This is a genomic window from Amycolatopsis sp. NPDC054798 (assembly GCF_053611505.1).
Map to the genome: position 1 here is coordinate 1 of NZ_JBSHAM010000089.1, position 15,389 is coordinate 15,389.

12 protein-coding genes are annotated in these 15,389 nt (G+C 71.2%); 5 read left to right on the forward strand and 7 right to left on the reverse strand.

Annotation, left to right across the window (positions count from 1 at the left end; all coding sequences use genetic code 11):
- Positions 1 to 241 precede the first annotated feature (241 nt).
- Positions 242 to 1,123: an IS5 family transposase gene (locus ACWGIC_RS36075; protein WP_452080411.1), complete on the forward strand. Its 882-nt coding sequence runs from the start codon at positions 242 to 244 to the stop codon at positions 1,121 to 1,123.
- Positions 1,124 to 1,332: 209 nt separating this feature from the next.
- Here ACWGIC_RS36075 and ACWGIC_RS36080 read toward each other — a convergent pair whose 3' ends face one another.
- From ACWGIC_RS36080 to ACWGIC_RS36090, 3 genes are all read right to left on the reverse strand, one after another.
- A complete protein-coding gene (locus tag ACWGIC_RS36080) occupies positions 1,333 to 1,905 on the reverse strand; it encodes a GNAT family N-acetyltransferase (RefSeq protein WP_452080412.1) in 573 nt (190 codons plus the stop codon).
- A gap of 357 nt (positions 1,906 to 2,262) precedes the next feature.
- The gene (locus tag ACWGIC_RS36085; RefSeq protein WP_452080413.1) at positions 2,263 to 3,081 is read right to left on the reverse strand and encodes an Fpg/Nei family DNA glycosylase; all 819 of its coding nucleotides are present in this window, start codon (positions 3,079 to 3,081) and stop codon (positions 2,263 to 2,265) included.
- A 3-nt stretch (positions 3,082 to 3,084) separates the two neighbouring features.
- On the reverse strand, positions 3,085 to 3,936 hold the full coding sequence (locus tag ACWGIC_RS36090) for a ParA family protein (RefSeq protein WP_452080414.1): 852 nt from the start codon (positions 3,934 to 3,936) through the stop codon (positions 3,085 to 3,087).
- Between the two features lie 112 nt (positions 3,937 to 4,048).
- Here ACWGIC_RS36090 and ACWGIC_RS36095 point away from each other — a divergent pair, with 112 nt between their 5' ends.
- From ACWGIC_RS36095 to ACWGIC_RS36105, 3 genes are all read left to right on the forward strand, one after another.
- Positions 4,049 to 4,774, forward strand: coding sequence for a methyltransferase domain-containing protein (locus ACWGIC_RS36095; protein WP_452080415.1), 726 nt, complete (start codon positions 4,049 to 4,051; stop codon positions 4,772 to 4,774).
- 145 nt (positions 4,775 to 4,919) lie between these two features.
- Positions 4,920 to 6,137 carry a DNA polymerase IV gene (dinB, locus tag ACWGIC_RS36100; RefSeq protein WP_452080436.1) on the forward strand — a complete coding sequence of 406 codons (1,218 nt, stop codon included), beginning with the start codon at positions 4,920 to 4,922 and terminating at the stop codon, positions 6,135 to 6,137.
- A gap of 1,123 nt (positions 6,138 to 7,260) precedes the next feature.
- Complete coding sequence (locus ACWGIC_RS36105) at positions 7,261 to 7,665, forward strand: DUF3040 domain-containing protein (RefSeq protein WP_452080416.1); 405 nt, start codon at positions 7,261 to 7,263, stop codon at positions 7,663 to 7,665.
- A 643-nt stretch (positions 7,666 to 8,308) separates the two neighbouring features.
- Here the strand turns inward: ACWGIC_RS36105 and ACWGIC_RS36110 are convergent.
- Positions 8,309 to 8,962 (reverse strand): TetR/AcrR family transcriptional regulator, encoded by a 654-nt coding sequence (locus tag ACWGIC_RS36110; RefSeq protein ID WP_452080417.1) that lies wholly within the window; start codon positions 8,960 to 8,962, stop codon positions 8,309 to 8,311.
- 127 nt (positions 8,963 to 9,089) lie between these two features.
- Here ACWGIC_RS36110 and ACWGIC_RS36115 point away from each other — a divergent pair, with 127 nt between their 5' ends.
- The gene (locus ACWGIC_RS36115; protein ID WP_452080418.1) at positions 9,090 to 10,046 is read left to right on the forward strand and encodes an alpha/beta hydrolase; all 957 of its coding nucleotides are present in this window, start codon (positions 9,090 to 9,092) and stop codon (positions 10,044 to 10,046) included.
- Positions 10,047 to 10,208: 162 nt separating this feature from the next.
- Here the strand turns inward: ACWGIC_RS36115 and ACWGIC_RS36120 are convergent, their stop codons facing one another.
- The 3 genes from ACWGIC_RS36120 to ACWGIC_RS36130 form a co-directional block, all read right to left on the reverse strand.
- Positions 10,209 to 12,773 carry a transglutaminase family protein gene (locus ACWGIC_RS36120; protein WP_452080419.1) on the reverse strand — a complete coding sequence of 855 codons (2,565 nt, stop codon included), beginning with the start codon at positions 12,771 to 12,773 and terminating at the stop codon, positions 10,209 to 10,211.
- 76 nt (positions 12,774 to 12,849) lie between these two features.
- A complete protein-coding gene (locus ACWGIC_RS36125; RefSeq protein ID WP_452080420.1) occupies positions 12,850 to 14,121 on the reverse strand; it encodes a DUF58 domain-containing protein in 1,272 nt (423 codons plus the stop codon).
- Positions 14,122 to 14,153: 32 nt separating this feature from the next.
- Positions 14,154 to 15,218: an AAA family ATPase gene (locus ACWGIC_RS36130; protein ID WP_452080421.1), complete on the reverse strand. Its 1,065-nt coding sequence runs from the start codon at positions 15,216 to 15,218 to the stop codon at positions 14,154 to 14,156.
- Positions 15,219 to 15,389: the final 171 nt, after the last annotated feature.

Consider the following 15,389-nt stretch of genomic DNA (forward strand, 5'->3'; position numbering starts at 1 on the left):
GTGAAGGGCTCCTTGAGGGAATCCAGGTACGTGAAGGAGCCCTTCACGGCCCGTCGAAGGTCGTGAGGGGAACCCTGGGGGAATCAGGGGCTGTGAGGGTTCCCCTCACCGCACACAACTGCGGCGGGAGCTTCGGCGGGCGACGTCTGTGAGGGGAACCCTGAGAGGGTGTTGTGAAACCTGGTGATTAGCTCGGTGTGTCGGCTGTGGTAGCGGTGTGGTGTGGTGATCATCAGGCCGAGTGTGCGTGTGTGCCTGTAAACCGGCTTATGACTCGTCGTTGACGGATGCGCAGTGGGCGGTGGTCGAGCCGCTGCTGCCCAGGACCCGCCGGAGCCTGGGCGGGCGGCCGCGGGTGCATTCGCGTCGGCTGGTGATCGACACGATCAGTTATGTGCTGGTCAGCGGGTGCGCGTGGCGGCTGGCGCCGCGTGATCTCGCGCCGTGGAGCACGGCGTATCGGGTGTTCGCGGCCTGGACCGCCGACGGCACCTGGGCGCGTGTGCACGACGTCCTGCGCGGCCGGGTCCGCGAACGCGAGGGCCGCGACCCGCGGCCCTCGGCCGCGGTCCTGGACTCGCAGTCGGTGAAAACCGTCGAGGGCGGCGAGGAGATCGGCTACGACGCGGGGAAACGGGTGCGGGGCCGCAAACGGCATGTCCTGGTCGACACGCTCGGGCTGATCCTGGGCGTGGCGGTGACGTCGGCGTCGGTGCAGGACCGTCCCGGGGCCCGGCTGCTGCTGGCCGGGCTCCGGGCGCGGTTTCCGCGGCTCGGCTTGGTGTGGGTCGACGGCGGCTACGTCAACTCGAAAGACGCCACGCTGGTGGACTGGGCTCGCGAGAGCGAGAACATAGAGATCGTGGCGGTGCCCCGGAACGCGGAGGTGAAAGGCTTCCAGGTGCTTCCCCGACGGTGGGTGGTGGAACGAACCTTCGGCTGGCTGACGAGGTGCAGACGCTTGACCCGCGACTACGAGCGCAAAACCGCCCACGCCGAGGCGATGATCCAGTTCGCGATGATCCGGCTGATGGCCGCGCGCCTCGCCGACGAACACATCGAACCCCGCGGCCCCATCGAAACCGAAGCAGCACGCCGCCTAGCAGAAGACACCAACGACTAACCACCCAGGTTCCACAACACCCTCTGAGGGAATCTGGTTCCGTGAGGGTTCCCCTCACGGCAACGGGGCGCGACTCGCGGGGAAAGGCACCCGAGGTCGCGTCCGGCAGCGCGGGGCCGGGAACACCAGGCTTGAGGCAAGCCATGTTTCGGCGCTGCCCCGCCGAAACACCCCGGCTCCTGACCGCGAGAACCCAAGCGGGGGAGGCGTCAGTTCCTCCGTGCGGTTCCGGCTTTCCACTCGTCTTCGAGCATGGCGTAGACCAGTTCGTCGGTCCATTCGCCCTTGACGATCTCGTTTTCCCGCAGCCGTGCTTCCTGGCGCATGCCCAGGCGTTCCATCAACGCCGCCGACGCGGTGTTGCGGCCGTCGCAGCGGCCGATGATGCGGTGCAGGCCCAGGTCTTCGAAGCCGAGCCGCAGGACTTCGCGGGTCGCCTCCAAGGCCAGGCCTTTGCCGTGGTGGTCGGGGTGGAAGACGAAGCCGATCTCGCCTTGGCGGTGTTCGGCGCTGAGGTATTCGAGGTTGAGGTCGCCGATGAGCTGCCCGGTTTCGGCGAGTTCCACGGCGACGGCGAGGAACTGGCCTTCCTCCGACAGCGTCGAGCTGTGGACGCGTTTCGCCAGCGCGGCCGCGGATTCAGCGCGGCTGCGCGGTCCCCAGTAAAGGTAGCGGACCACGTCCGCGCGGGACTGGAACGAGTTCAGGGCATCGAGATCGTCGTCCCGGAACGGGCGGAGGAGCAGGCGTTCGGTGCTGATCGGATAGTCCGGCCTGAGCATCCTCCAAGCCTAGCGACTTCTGCCGCTCCGCAGGAACCGCCGCGGTGATCGGCACGCGCGGCCCGTGCGGACATGGAAATTCCCGGGGTGCCTCCTGGACGCCGTCAGCGTCCAGGCTCGAGCCGGACCGGTGCTCGAGAACCCCGGGAACCCGGTGACTGCCTGGTATTCGTCAGCAGGCAGCACGTGAAGCAGGCGATGAGCCGAAGGTGGCTCAGTTGCATCGCTGCTCAAAGTCCCAACACGTGCCATCCGCTAGCGGACAGCCACCTCACGAGTCCTGTGTGAATACAACTTAGGACCACCTCCTCTCTCGTGTACTGCCACGCTAACCGCGAACCTCTCGGTACGGCAACATCATTTGCGCGGCGGTCCATCGGCCGGGACGGGTCCGGGCTGGCAGTGCGGGCAGCACCAGGTCGGGCGTTGGTACTGTCCGTCACCCTGCTGGCGCACCAGCAGCGGGCCGCCGCAGCGGAAACAGCCTTGGCGGGTGCGTTCGTAGACCCAGGTGCGCCGTCCGCGGCGGAGGTCGCCGGTGGTGGCCTGCTCGTGCCGCCAGGCGTTGGCGACCAGGAGTTTCCGGGCGAGCGCCACCGCCTTCGCGGGGTCCACTTCGGACACTGGGGTCCACGGGGAAACCCGCAGCAGGAAAGAGATCTCGCATTTGTACAGGTTGCCGACACCGGCCATGATCCGCTGGTCCAGCAGGGCGTCGCCGAGTTCGCGGTCCGGTTTCGCGGCGAGGTTGGCGGCGGCCAGCGCGGCGTGCTCGTCCGTCCACTGTGGATCCAGGAGGTCCGGGCCGAGGTGGGCGACGAGGCTGTGCTCCTCGTCGGTAGGCACCAGTTTCAGGTCGTGCAACCGGAAACCGATCGCCTGGACGTCCTCGGTCATCAGCACGACGCGCGCGTGATGGGCGGGCATCGGCCACTTCGCGCCCGCGGGCTGGATCTTCCACGAGCCGTCCATCCGGAGATGGCTGTGCAACGTCAAGTCGCCGGAGAAGCGCGTGAAGAGGTGCTTGCCGACGGTGGCGACGCCGTGCACCTCCCGGCCCGCGAGGTCCGCAGTGGCCAGCTCGGGATGCCGGAATTCGCCGCGCACCAACGTTTTCCCGGCGAGCGCGCGGTCGAGCAGCTTTCCGGCCAGGAATACGGTGTCGCCCTCGGGCACGGTTCAGCCTGCGGTTTCCGGCACTTCCGCCTGCGCGGCTTCTTCCTCGGCGCGCACGCGGTGCCGTCCGGCGCGGTTGGAGCGCAGGATCTTGGCGAGGACCATGTTGAAGGTCAGCGCGATCTCCTGTGCGCCAGGGGAATGCCATTCGTGGATCGGGCTGCACGCGCCCTGGGCCTGCTGCACCGCGAGCCGGTCCGGGATCGCGGTCGGCATCACCAGCGAGCCGAAGTTCTCGCGCAGCTCCGCGACCCGGAACTGGTGCTCGTACGACCGCACGCGCAGCTTGTTCACCAGCACGCCGATCGGCCGCAGCGACGGATTGTTGTCCTCGCGGATCCGTTCGATCGCCTCGAGCGCGCGCTGAGCGCCCGCGACCGCATACATTGTGGGCTCAGTCACAATCAGTGCGCTGTCCGCGGCCACGAGCGCCGATTTGGTGAGCCGGCCGAGCGACGGCGGGCAGTCGATGATCGCCAGTTCGTACGGGTCCTCGCGCAGGGGGTGCTGGTGCAGCTCGTCGAGCGCGCGGGAAAGGTTCTCCAGCCGGCGGCCGTCGGAATCGGGTTCGTTGAGCGACTCCAGCTCCTCGGCGCCGACCAGCACGTCGATCTCCTCGCTCCAGACGCTCGGCGCGATCGCGCGCTCGAGAACGGCCCGCGCGGGCGTCTCGAGCACGTCGGCGAGCGTCGCGTCGGTGAACGGCGGGTCGAGCGAGGTGGTGGCGTTGCCCTGCGGGTCGAGGTCGGCTACGAGCGTGCGGGTTCCCCGACGCAGCGCGGCCGACGCGATACCGAGCGCGACCGTCGTTTTGCCGACACCACCCTTGAGGCTGAGAACGGCGACCGTGTGCACTCGACACAGCCTACGGGCCGCGCCCCGGGGCGGTAGCCCGGAAGGTGGCGAACGCCGCTGCGGCGCCCACGCGGGTCACGGCAAGTGACCGGCGGCCATTACCCTGTCGGCCATGAAGACCGACACCGTGGCCGCCCGGGGTTCGGGCGCTGTTCGCCGGGCGCTCGAGGCCGAACTGCGGGCCGCCCGCGCCCGCGGCGTGGAGCAGCCGGTCGTCGTCGACGTCGGCGGCGGGAGCGGCGGCTGGGCGGTGCCGTTCGCCTCGGCCGGATGCCTGGTCACCGTGGTGGAACCGAACCCGAACGCGCTCGCGACGCTGCGCCGGCGCGCCGAAGAGGAGGGCGTCTCCGGCCGGATCACGGTCATCGCGGACGACTCCGACGCACTGGGCGCGCACGTCCCTGCCGGGTCGGCGGACCTGGTGCTGGCGCACGGCCTGCTGGAGGTCGTGGACGACCCGCGCGCGGTGCTCGCCGCGCTCGCCGCGGCCGTTTCTCCGGGCGGCGCCGTGTCGGTGCTGGTGGCCAACCGCACCGCGGCCGTGCTGCATCGCGCGCTGGCCGGGCGGATCTCCGAGGCACAGCAGCTGCTGGAAGGCTCCGACGGCGTCGTCGCGGGGGACACCGTACTGCGCCGGTACGACAGCGCCGGGCTGACCGATTCGCTCGTGGCGGCCGGCCTGGAGGTCACGCTGCTGCAGGGCGACCGGGTGATCTCGGACGTCGTGCCGGGCGGCGTCCGCGAGGACGAACTGGCCGAGTTCGAGCTGAGCGCTTCGGCGGTGCCCGCACTGCGCGACGTCGCGGGCCGGTTGCACGCCATCGCCCGGCGAGGCTGACGGCTCGTTTTTCGCCGCGACCGCTGGCCTGCCGAAGTGTCGCACCACCCGTAGGTGTGGTCGCCGGGACTCGAGCTCCGGGAATTGTCGGTGGCGGCGGGTAGCGTCCGGAGGCGTGGGGAGAAACGCCGAACTGCCGAGCGGGATGGCCCGCTACCGCGTCACCACGGGCGCGACCGACCTGCCGGACGACACCGGCTGCTCGATTCTGCACGTGGACATGGACGCCTTCTTCGTGTCGTGCGAACTGCGCACGCGCCCGGAGCTGGCGGACCAGCCGGTCGTCGTGTCCGGCGGCGGCCCGCGCTCGGTCGTCGCCGCGGCGAGCTACCCGGCACGGCGTTTCGGCGTGCGCTCGGCCATGCCGTTCGCCACGGCGAAACGGCTCTGCCCGCAGCTGGTCTGCATCCAGCCGACGCCCGGGCTGTACGGCGAGGTCTCGCGCGGCGTCATGGGGATTTTCCGGCAGCTCACGCCGCTGGTCGAGCCGCTGAGCCTGGACGAGGCGTTCCTGGACGTAGGCGGAGCCCTGCGGCGGCTGGGGGCCACTCCGGGCGCGCTGGGGGCGCGGATTCGGGAACAAGTGCAGGCCGAACACGGGATCACGTGCTCGGTCGGCGTCGCGAAGGTGAAATTCGTGGCGAAACTGGCTTCGGGGATGGCCAAACCGGACGGGATGGTGATCGTCCCCGCGGCCGAGACGCTGGAGTTCCTGCACCCGCTGCCGGTGTCGGCGCTGTGGGGAGTCGGGAAGCGGACCGAGGAACAGCTGCGGCAACACGGCTGGCACACGATCGCGGACGTCGCCGCCACCCCACCCGCACGGCTGCGGCGCGCGGTGGGCCGGGCCGTCGGCGACCACCTGTGGGCGCTGGCGAACGGCCATGACGACCGGGCCGTCGAGCCGGAGTCGGCGGAGAAGTCCATCGGAGCCGAGCACACCTTCGACGTCGACGTCCTGAACCGCGGCGAGCTGAGCCTGGAACTCCTGCGACTGTCCGAACGGGTCGGGGCGACGCTCCGGTCGCGCGGGCTGCGCGGGAGGACGGTGTCGATCAAGGTGCGGTTCGCCGATTTCCGCACGATCACCCGGGCGCGCACTGTGCTTTCGGCGACGGACGTGGCGCGCGACATCCACCGCACGGCTGTTGAGCTTCTGACCGAGCACGCGCCGACTGGAGCTGTTCGGCTGATCGGGGTGCGGGTAGAGGGCCTGGACACCGGTGACGAGGGGGAGCAGCTGTCGTTCTCGAACGACGAGCCGCGCTGGCGGGACGCCGAGGTGGCGGCGGACGTGGCGAGACTGAAGTTCGGCTCGGCGGCGATTCGGCCTGCTTCGCTGCTTTCTCCTCGGGAGGAGTGAGGCGGGGGAGGGTCGAGCCGTGGGGTGGGGCTGGAAGTGCGATCGGGGAGGGTCGAGCCCCGGGACTGGGTCCGGGGGGAGTGAAGCCGGAAGGGTCGAGCCTGGGGCCAGGAGGGTTGTGCCCTGAGCTCCGGCCAGGGCCTGGAGAACCGAGCCTGGTGGGTCGAGTCCGCGGAGTGAGGCCTGGGAAGTTCGGCTCGGGGAGTGCGGCGCGGGAGGGTTGGGCCCGAGAAGCAGGACAGTCCGCGTGCGAGAAGGCGTGGGGGCAGATTCGGGGAGCGGGGCCGGGCGGGTTAAGACCTAGCGGCTTGAGATCCGGGGAGTGGAGCCCGGAGGGGTGAAGCTCAGGGGATGAAGTCCCGGAGGGATGGGGCTCGGCAATGAAACCCGGGCGCGGTGAGACCCAGGGGCTGAGGCTCGGGGAGCAAACAGCCGTCCGGAGGCGTGAGGCTGGGCTGTCTGCGAAAGGGCGGCTGGGCTCGCGCGAGCGAGACCGGTTCGTCGCACCGTCAGCTGATCGGGGCGGGCGGCCTAGGCACCGTCCCCGGCGGACCTTCTCCGGCCGGGCATCCCGGCGGCCCTGCCGGATTCGTCCCTCTCGGCGGGTTCGCGGGCAGTTCACCGGGATGAGCACTTGGTCGGCAATAGGGGTCCGGCATCGGCTGCGCGGACGCCCGAAGCAGGCCCCTGAGCGGTCGCGCTGAGTAAACAGACTCCCGGGTCTTCGAGCAGTGGGGAATTGCCGATCTCGGCAGCGTTCAAGTGAGGAAATGCCAGAGGGTATCGATCGGCGGAAGATCCGCCCGGCCGGGGCTTCGGCAGGGCGAGTGGTCGGCGCTGGGACGGTTTCTCTCCGTGACGAGGGACCCCGCGCGGGGGAGGCCGGCAGGGCGGCGCAGCGGCCTGGCCTGCGCCGAATGGGGTGACTTCGGTCGCGGTGACGCACTGTCAACCCGCGTTGTGCGGGAATTCCCCCGATTCGATCATTTCCGGATCGGGGATCGGGTAGTCGGACGAGCGCGGGGCTCGTATCCTGGACAGTGCCACCCCGCCTGGGGTTGGCTGTTGGGTCCAGGACGTTGCGCGGCCCGGCGCCCGCGACAGCTGTGCCGGAGGAGGAAAGATGCCACTCTCCGAGCATGAGCAGCGGCTGCTCGACCAGATCGAGCGCGAGCTCTATGCCGAGGACCCCAAGTTCGCATCCACGGTGCGTGGCACCCGGTTGCGCCGACCCGCGCGCCGTCGGCGCATCCAGGGGATCGCCCTGTTCGTGGTGGGCGTCGCGCTGCTGGTGCTGGGCGTGGTGATCCCGGTGTTGCGGGTCGCCGACGTGCCGGTGGTCAGCGTGCTCGGGTTCCTCGTGATGTTCTTCGGGGTCATGATGGCCGTCACGTCGCTGCGCCACAGCGACGGCGGCGATGCGAACAGCCATGACGACGGAGGCGGCGGGGGGAAGCAATCCGGCCGCAAGAGCTCCTTCACGCAGCGCATGGAGGAACGTTTCCGCCAGCGCTTCGAAGGCCAATAGCACGACGGCGAATCCGCGCTTTTCCCCTCGGGGCGGAGCGCGGATTCTCGTGCGCGGGCCCGGACTGCACCGGCTAGCGGGACACGGGTTCCCCGACTCCGCGAAGGTGCGGGCAAGGAGCGTGCTCGGTCCGTTCGCTTCTGGAATGCGCGGCGGGCGGCCGACGGGTGATTCCCGGCGGCGGTCGGCGCGGTGCTGGATCGGGCCTGCGGTGGGCGCGGTTCTGGGGAATGGCGTGGCCGGGAAACTGGGCGGCGGCGTCGACGGGTGACTGTCGGCGGCGGTCGGCGCGGCGCTGGATCCGGCCTGCCGTGGGAACGGTTCCGAGGGAATGCCGCGGCCGTGCCGGTTCGGGCGGCGTCCGGGGCCGGGCTTGCCCGCTGCGGCGACCTCCGCTTACGCGGCTGCGTCGCCGGTTCGAAATCGACCGGAGCGGCCGGGAATGTCGCTGTGGCTTGCCGAACCCTGGCAGCTGACGTACCGGTCGGGCTTGAGGCACCGGTTCAAGGACGCTGGTCGCGCCCGAGATCCGGCGGTTGCTGGCCGCAGCGTGAAAGGGCGAATTGCTCGGGGTTTCCCGGGCAGGACGGTCCGAACGATCGCCCGGCTGTCCGGTGCCGCATCCCGCTGACGATCCGGCGGATCAGGGGATCCTGGCCTCGATCTGCGCAAGGTGCCCGGCCAGGATTTCCTCGAACGCGGCGCGGCGGTCTGCCCCGAGGGGGCGGACGTCGCGGGCGAAGAAGGCCAGGGCGGGGAAGCGTTCGGGATCGGCGCCGAGCACGGCGACGCGAAACTGCTCGAGCCCTTGCTCGTATTCCTCGGCAGTGACGGTGCTGATGCCTGCCTCGGACGCGATCAGCGCGGCGAGAAGGACCACGATGCGGTGGTATCGCACCGGGACCTGCTCGTCGGGCAGGCCGGACGAGCGCAAGGCCTGCAGCAGTTCCTCCATGACCAGCCGGGATCCCGTGCCGCCGGACGCGTAACGTCCCCACACCGTCGCGAGTTGAGGCTGCTCGCCGAAGGCCTCGTGCAGGCGCAGGCCTAGTGCGGTGATGCGCTGCTTCCAATCGCCTTCGGGGCGGTAGCCGTCCATGGCGGCCAGCAGGATCCGGTCGGCGACCGCGCGCAGCAGTTCGGTCTTGTTGCGGAAATGCCGGTAGAGGCTCGAGGGGTCGGTCCCGAGCGCAGCGGCGAGTTTGCGCACGCTGAACGACTCGGCGTCGCTCGTGCGCAGCAGATCCGCCGCCGTGTCCAGGATTTCGTCGGTCGACCATCGCCTGCGGCCAGTCATCTCGCCCCTTTCGCCCGGCCCAGCATAACTTATGCACTTGTCGTTGCACACACTGTGTGCATAATGAGGGCAAAGGGCCGGGCGAGCAGGAGGACGCGCTCGGCGCATCGACTGGGGAAGAAGGAACATGAGCGAACTCGTTGCCGCGCCGCGACCGCCGGAGCCGGACTTCGCGGTGATCACGACCGAAGAACTGCTTGTCTACCGCGAAGCGGAGAACCGCTTCCGGGCCTCCGGCGCGGCGCGGGCGCTACTCGGAGAACCGGACCCAGGGGCCGTGATTGAGTGGCGGGAGATCGCGCTGCCCGGCCGCGACCTGCCGGTCCGCGTTTACCGGCCAGCGCGAGGCGGTGAAGCCGCAGGCCGGACTGGCCTGCCGCTGGTGGTTCACGTCCACGGAGGCGGCTTCGTCGGCACGGCCGCGCAGTGCGACTGGACCAGCAGTCGCCTCGCCGCGCGGTTGCCCGCGGTCGTCGTCTCGGTCGAGCACCGCCTCCTCGCCCCGGGCAGCCCGCTCGCGGACGCCGCTGACGACGGCTGGGACATGCTCCGGCACGTGCGGCGGGAGGCCGCGGAGTGGGGCATCGACCCGGCGCGCGTGGCCGTGTTCGGGGAGAGCTGCGGCGCGCTGATCAGCGCTCTCGCGGCCGTCCGCGCTAGGGAAGCTGGTCTGGAGCTCAAGGCACAAGTGCTGGTCAACCCCGTCGCCGACGTGACCGAGACGATGTTCGACTACCCCTCGATGACCGAATACGCCTACCACCCGTCCCGGGCCCGGCCGCTGCTGAAGCTCTTCCAGCGGCTCGCAGTCCCGCCGGGAGCCGACGCCGCCGCCGTCTCCCCGCTGTACGCCGACGACCTGAGCGGGCTCGCTCCGGCGCTCGTGGTGGTGCCGACCCAAGACGCCGTCGCCGACCATGGTCGCCGCTACGCCGAGCGGCTCCGCGAGTCGGGTACTTCGGTGCGGCTCACCGAGTACCCGGGCGCGAAGCACGCGTTTCTGACTCTGCCGGGGGTGGAACCACAAGCCGAGGCAGCCCAGGCAGAGATCCTCGAGTTCCTCCGCGCCGCCCTGCAGAAGTGAGAGAGGAGCGCGTTCTTAACCATTCTCGGCACGAGAACCGCTCGTAGCGATGCGGAATGGCCCCGGGTCGCCGCCTGCGCCGACCCGGGGCCACTCGACCGCTGGCCAAACAGATCCGCGCTGACTGACCCGCGAATTCCCAGACAACGTTCCGAGGCAAGCTCACCGCCGTCGGCGGAGCACCGACCTCGGGAACAACCGCCCCCGCAGAGACAACGGAGCTGTCCGGCGCAGGCTGTCCCGCAGCTGTCCGAAAGCGGGCTCCAGCGCCGGATCCGGAGCCGCCTCTTCGCTGTACCAGCTTCGTTCCACCGCGCCCAGCACGGTGCGCAGGGCTTCCCGGCCAGGCTCGTCCAGACGATGGCGTTCGGCGATCTTCCCGCCGGCCACACGGACCGTGTCGCTGTCGGAGATCGGCAGGTCCCGGTCCGCGCACTCCGCCTTCAGTTCGCGCCAGGCCGCGTCGGCCGCGCCGGGCGAATGCGTCGCGATGGTCTGGAGGCGGCGGCGGCGCTTCAGGTCCCGGATCGCGGCGGGGCCGCCGGTCGCGGCGAGGATCAGGACGACAATCACGGCGAACCACCACGACACCGTCCCGGCCAGCAGGCCGATCGCGGCGACCAGCAGGACGGCTCCGGTCAGCGGCAGCCACAGCGCGGCCAGGCTCAGCGGAGTGGGGGCGGTGACTGCGTTTCTGACCAGCACATTGCCGTCGGGAGCCGCACCGGGCGGGACGCCGGACGGGGACGGGGCCGCGCCGGGACGCGGGCGGCGGCGCAGGAAGTAAGACGCGGCCACGGCGGCGGCGCCGAGGACCGCCAGCACCAGGGCCAGCCAGGTCAGCCAGCTGTCGTCCGGGGTGCTGTCGGCCGGGGCGGCGGGGGTCGCCTGGTCGTGGGTCTTGTCCGTCGACGCGCCGGTGGACGGGGAAGCGGAGCGCGAGGCCGTCGGAAGGTCGTCGGTCGCGTTGGGCTGTTGCGGGTTATGGGTGTTCTGCTGCAGGTACGGCGGGACGATGCCGCGTCCGTCGGCGAGCGGGGTCGGGTCGAAGCTGACCCAGCCCTTGTCCCCGAAGTACGCCTCGACCCACGCGTGCGCGTCCTGCGAGCTGATCGACTGGTAGTCGCCCTTGGAAACGCCCGGGGTGAAGCCGATCGCGACGCGCGCGGGGATGTGCGCGACCCGCAGCATCACCGCCATCGCCGACGCGTATTGCTCGCAGTAGCCCCGTTTTCCCTTGAGGATGAAGTCGGCGAGAGCGTCGGCGTCGGTGGCGTCGGCGGTTTTCGTGTCGTATACGAAACCGTTCTGCGCGCTGAAGTACTGCCACAGCGCGGTCGCCCGGTCGAAGTTGTTCGTCTTGCCCGCGATGAGCTGTTCGGTCAGCGCCGCGACCCGTTTGTCGACCTGGCCGATCCGCGTGTACAGCCCAGGGATCTCGTCGGATTTCGGTTCGGCGTCCCGCAATTCCGCGGCGGTCGGCTCCTTCAGCGACGCGGTTTCCACGTACGCCGGAGCGGGTTCGCTCGTCGTGGTGAACACCGAGCCGCTGACCCGGTCGTACAGCCACTGCGGCGGCACGCCGCGGAGTGCGCGCGGGGCTCCGTAGACCGGCAGCCAGTTGTCGACCCAGCGCGTCGGCTGGATCTGGATCTGCCGCGACACGCCGGTGCCATCGTCGCCGGGGGCGGCAGGCAGCGTGCTGTTCGCGAGCACGCCGGTCTGCGCCTGGCCGCCGGCGCGCAGGCCCCAGCCCTTGTTCGGGGTGTAGGTGTCCAAAGTGAACGCGCGCAGCAGGCGCCGGTCCGGGCCGAGGCCGCGGACCTGGAACAGTTCGGTGTTCTGGCCCTGGTCGAGCAGTCCGCGCAGCTGCGTGAACGGCGCGATGCCGAACCCGCCGGTCCCGTCCCCGTCGCCGCCGGGGCCGGACCCGAACGGGATCTTGCCGACGGTCCCGACCATGGTGATCCCGCCGCCGAGCAGGCCGAGCACGATCGCCGAGCTGACCACGGCCACCGGGGCTTGCGCGAGCCGCAGCAGGCCGCCGGAGCCGGGTGCGTCGCGGTTGCGCCAGCGGCGGTGCCGGTGGTTGCCGTCGAGGGCGAGCAGGCACGCGAACGCTCCCGCGCCGAGCACGAAGGTCCACCACGGCATCAGGTCGTCCGACAGCGCCGCGGGCACCGCGTACACGCAGAGCAGCACGAGCCCGGTCGCCGCCGGTGCCGCCGCGGCGACGGCGAGCGTGTCGACCAGGACCGCGACCAGGCCGACCGCGATCGTGACCAGGCACAGGATCGGCTGCGTGCTGTCGACCGGCGGGAGGCCGGTCCGGATCTGCTCGGCGGCGGCGGCGAGCGTGGCCTGCATTTCGCCGAAGGCGGTGGGGCCGGGGAAAATCGTGAGCACGCCCTGCGTCGTGAACGCCCCGGTGATGAGGAACAGCAGCACGAGCAGCTGCCCGAACCCGGCGACGACGGTCGGCGCGCGCAGCGACCGCAGCGCCAGCCCGGTGCCCGCGACCAGCACGACGGCCACGAAGAGGTATCCGAACCAGGCCCAGCCGGAGACGACGCTGGTCAGGGACGTGGCCGCGCACAGCGTCGCGAGCCCGGCGGCGATCGGCGGCAGCACGCTGCTCCGCCACGCGGGCGGGGGATCGGTCGGCTGCGGGGTGGGCGTGTGCGGGATCGGCGGCGCGCCGGACGGGCGGGGAGCGGTGGTGGTCATCGGTTCCCCCTGCGTGCTCGTGCGCGGCGATCCCGGTAAGAACAGTGATCGCCGCGCACGACGGTCGTCGCCAGCTTCATCGCGTCCCGCCGATCACTGTCGACCGGTGGGTGCCCGCGCGGCACAGCAGCCCCCACACCTCGGGCATCGGCGTCCGCGGACCGGCCACCACGACGCCCCAGCCCGCCCCGCGCAGCAGGTCCGCCGACTCCTCCGTCGCCGCGGCGAGGTGGTCCGGCGAGGCCGAACCCGCCCAGGCCGGAGTGTCCAGGAGAACGGCGAGGCTGCGGACCCCGCGCGCCCGGTACCGCGTCAGCTCGTGCACCGATTCCGCGCTCACCGTGCCCAGGATCGCGATCAGTTCCTGTCCTTCGGCCGGATCGTGGCCGAGCGTCACGTCCCGCTGGTGCGCCGGCTGGAGCGCGGCCAGCGCGTCGAGCACCAGGTTGTCGTAGCCTTCGCCGCCGTCGCCGGGGGAGTCGGCCAGCGAGACGCCGTGCTCGGTCACCAGCCGGACCCGGTGGCCGGTGCGCCGCAGATGCAGCGACACCGAAGCGGCGAACGAGACCGCCCACTCCAGGCTCGCCGCCGGGCCGCTGCCGTGGTGCGCGGCCGCGCGGTGGTCCAGCAATACTGTCGTGCCGCCGCGCCAGGGGCGTTCCTCGATGCGGACCATGATCTCGTCGCGGCGCGCGGTCGAACGCCAGTGCACCTTCCGCATGTCGTCGCCGGTGCGGTAGTGCCGGACGATCACGTCCGGCTCGCCCTGCCCGGAATGCAGCCGGACGCTTCCGTCGTCGCCCGCGCCGGCCCCGGCGCCGCCGGGCAGGCCCCACAGCGGAACCACGCGCGGCACGACGACCAGCCGCGAATGGCCGATCAGCTCCCGTTCGAACTCGCACAGCCCGAACGGGTCGGTGATCGTCGCGCGCAGCGGGCCGACCTGCTGGATGCCGCGCATCCCCGGCCGCAGCGGATACCGCAGCAGCACGCGCCGGTCGTGCGGCAGCCGTTCGACCACGAACCGCGGGCGGGAGCCCAGCGCGTACGGCACGCCGTCCTCCAGCAGCACCTCGCCGCCGGGCAGCCGTCCGCTGCGCCACAGTTCCAGGTCGACCTCGCCGGCCGACCCCGCCGAGACCCGGTCCGGGCGCAGGGAGCGCGCGGCGCCGAGGCGCAGCCGGGTCGCCGAGATGTAGGCGGCGACCAGCAGCGGCAGGGCGACCACGAACACCGCGACCCGCAGCAGGTCGCGTTCGTTGAGCACCAGCGAGCACACCGCGGCCGCGATCCCGGCGGCGAGGAGGCAACGGCCTCGGGTGGTGAGGCCGGACAGCGCGCGCAGCATGCGGATTCCCTAGTGGGGTAGCGGGACGCGCCTCAGCGGGCCGAGCCCTGGGGGACGGGGACGCGGTGCAGCACCGCGCGGACCACGTCGGTCGCCGAACGGCGGGCGGCGTGCGCCTCGGTCGTGAGCACCAGCCGGTGCGCCAGCACGGGCACGGCGACCGTGTGCAGGTCGTCGGGCACCACGTAGTCGCGCCCGGACAGCGCGGCCTGCGCCCGCGCGGCCCGGACCAGGTGCAGCGTCGCGCGCGGCGACGCGCCGAGCCGGATCTCCGGCACCTGCCGGGTCGCCGACACGACCTCGACGGCGTACCGGCGGACCTCCGGCGCGATGTGCACGCCGCGGACGGTCTCGATCAGCCGCAGCATCGTCTCGCCGTCGGACACCGGCTCCAGGTCCGCGAGCGGATTGTGCCCGGAATGCTCGTCGACCATGGCCAGCTCGGCCTGCTGGTCGGGGTAGCCGATGGACACCCGCGCGGTGAACCGGTCGCGCTGGGCCTCGGGCAGCGCGTAGGTGCCCTCCATCTCGATCGGGTTCTGCGTCGCGATGACCATGAACGGCGCGCCGAGCCGGTAGGTGCTCGTGTCGACCGTGACCTGGTGCTCTTCCATGCACTCCAGCAGCGCGGACTGCGTTTTCGGCGAGGCCCGGTTGATCTCGTCGCCCACCACGATGTTCGCGAACACCGGGCCGGGCCGGAACTCGAACTCGCCGGTCTGCCGGTTGTAGATGGAGACGCCGGTGACGTCGCTGGGCAGCAGGTCGGGCGTGAACTGGACGCGGCTGACGGTGCAGTCGATCGAGCGCGCGAGCGCCTTCGCGAGCGAGGTCTTGCCGACGCCGGGCACGTCCTCGACGAGCAGGTGGCCCTCGGCCAGGAGGGTCACCAGCGCGATCCGGATGACGTCCGGTTTGCCGACGAGGACGCGCTCCACGTTCGCGGCGATCCGGCGGGCGGCGTCGTGCAGTTCGCCGAGCCCGGCCGCCGGGACCCGCGCCAGCCCGTCCGCGGACTCGACCGCCGGGTACGGCGGCTGCCCGGACCCGTCGCCGTGCCCTCCGGCGGGGGAAGCGGACTGGATTCTCGACGTCACTCGACCTCCTGGTGGCGCATAGCTGGACGGGAACCGGCGGGGATGCGCGCCTGCCCAGCGTTCTCCCCAGTGTGTCAAACCCGGGAAAACGGGGCGGCGGAACCCCGAGATCGTTTCATGGTGACGCCCAGCCACCTCGGCGCTCCTTCTTACGAGTGATTATGAGGCATT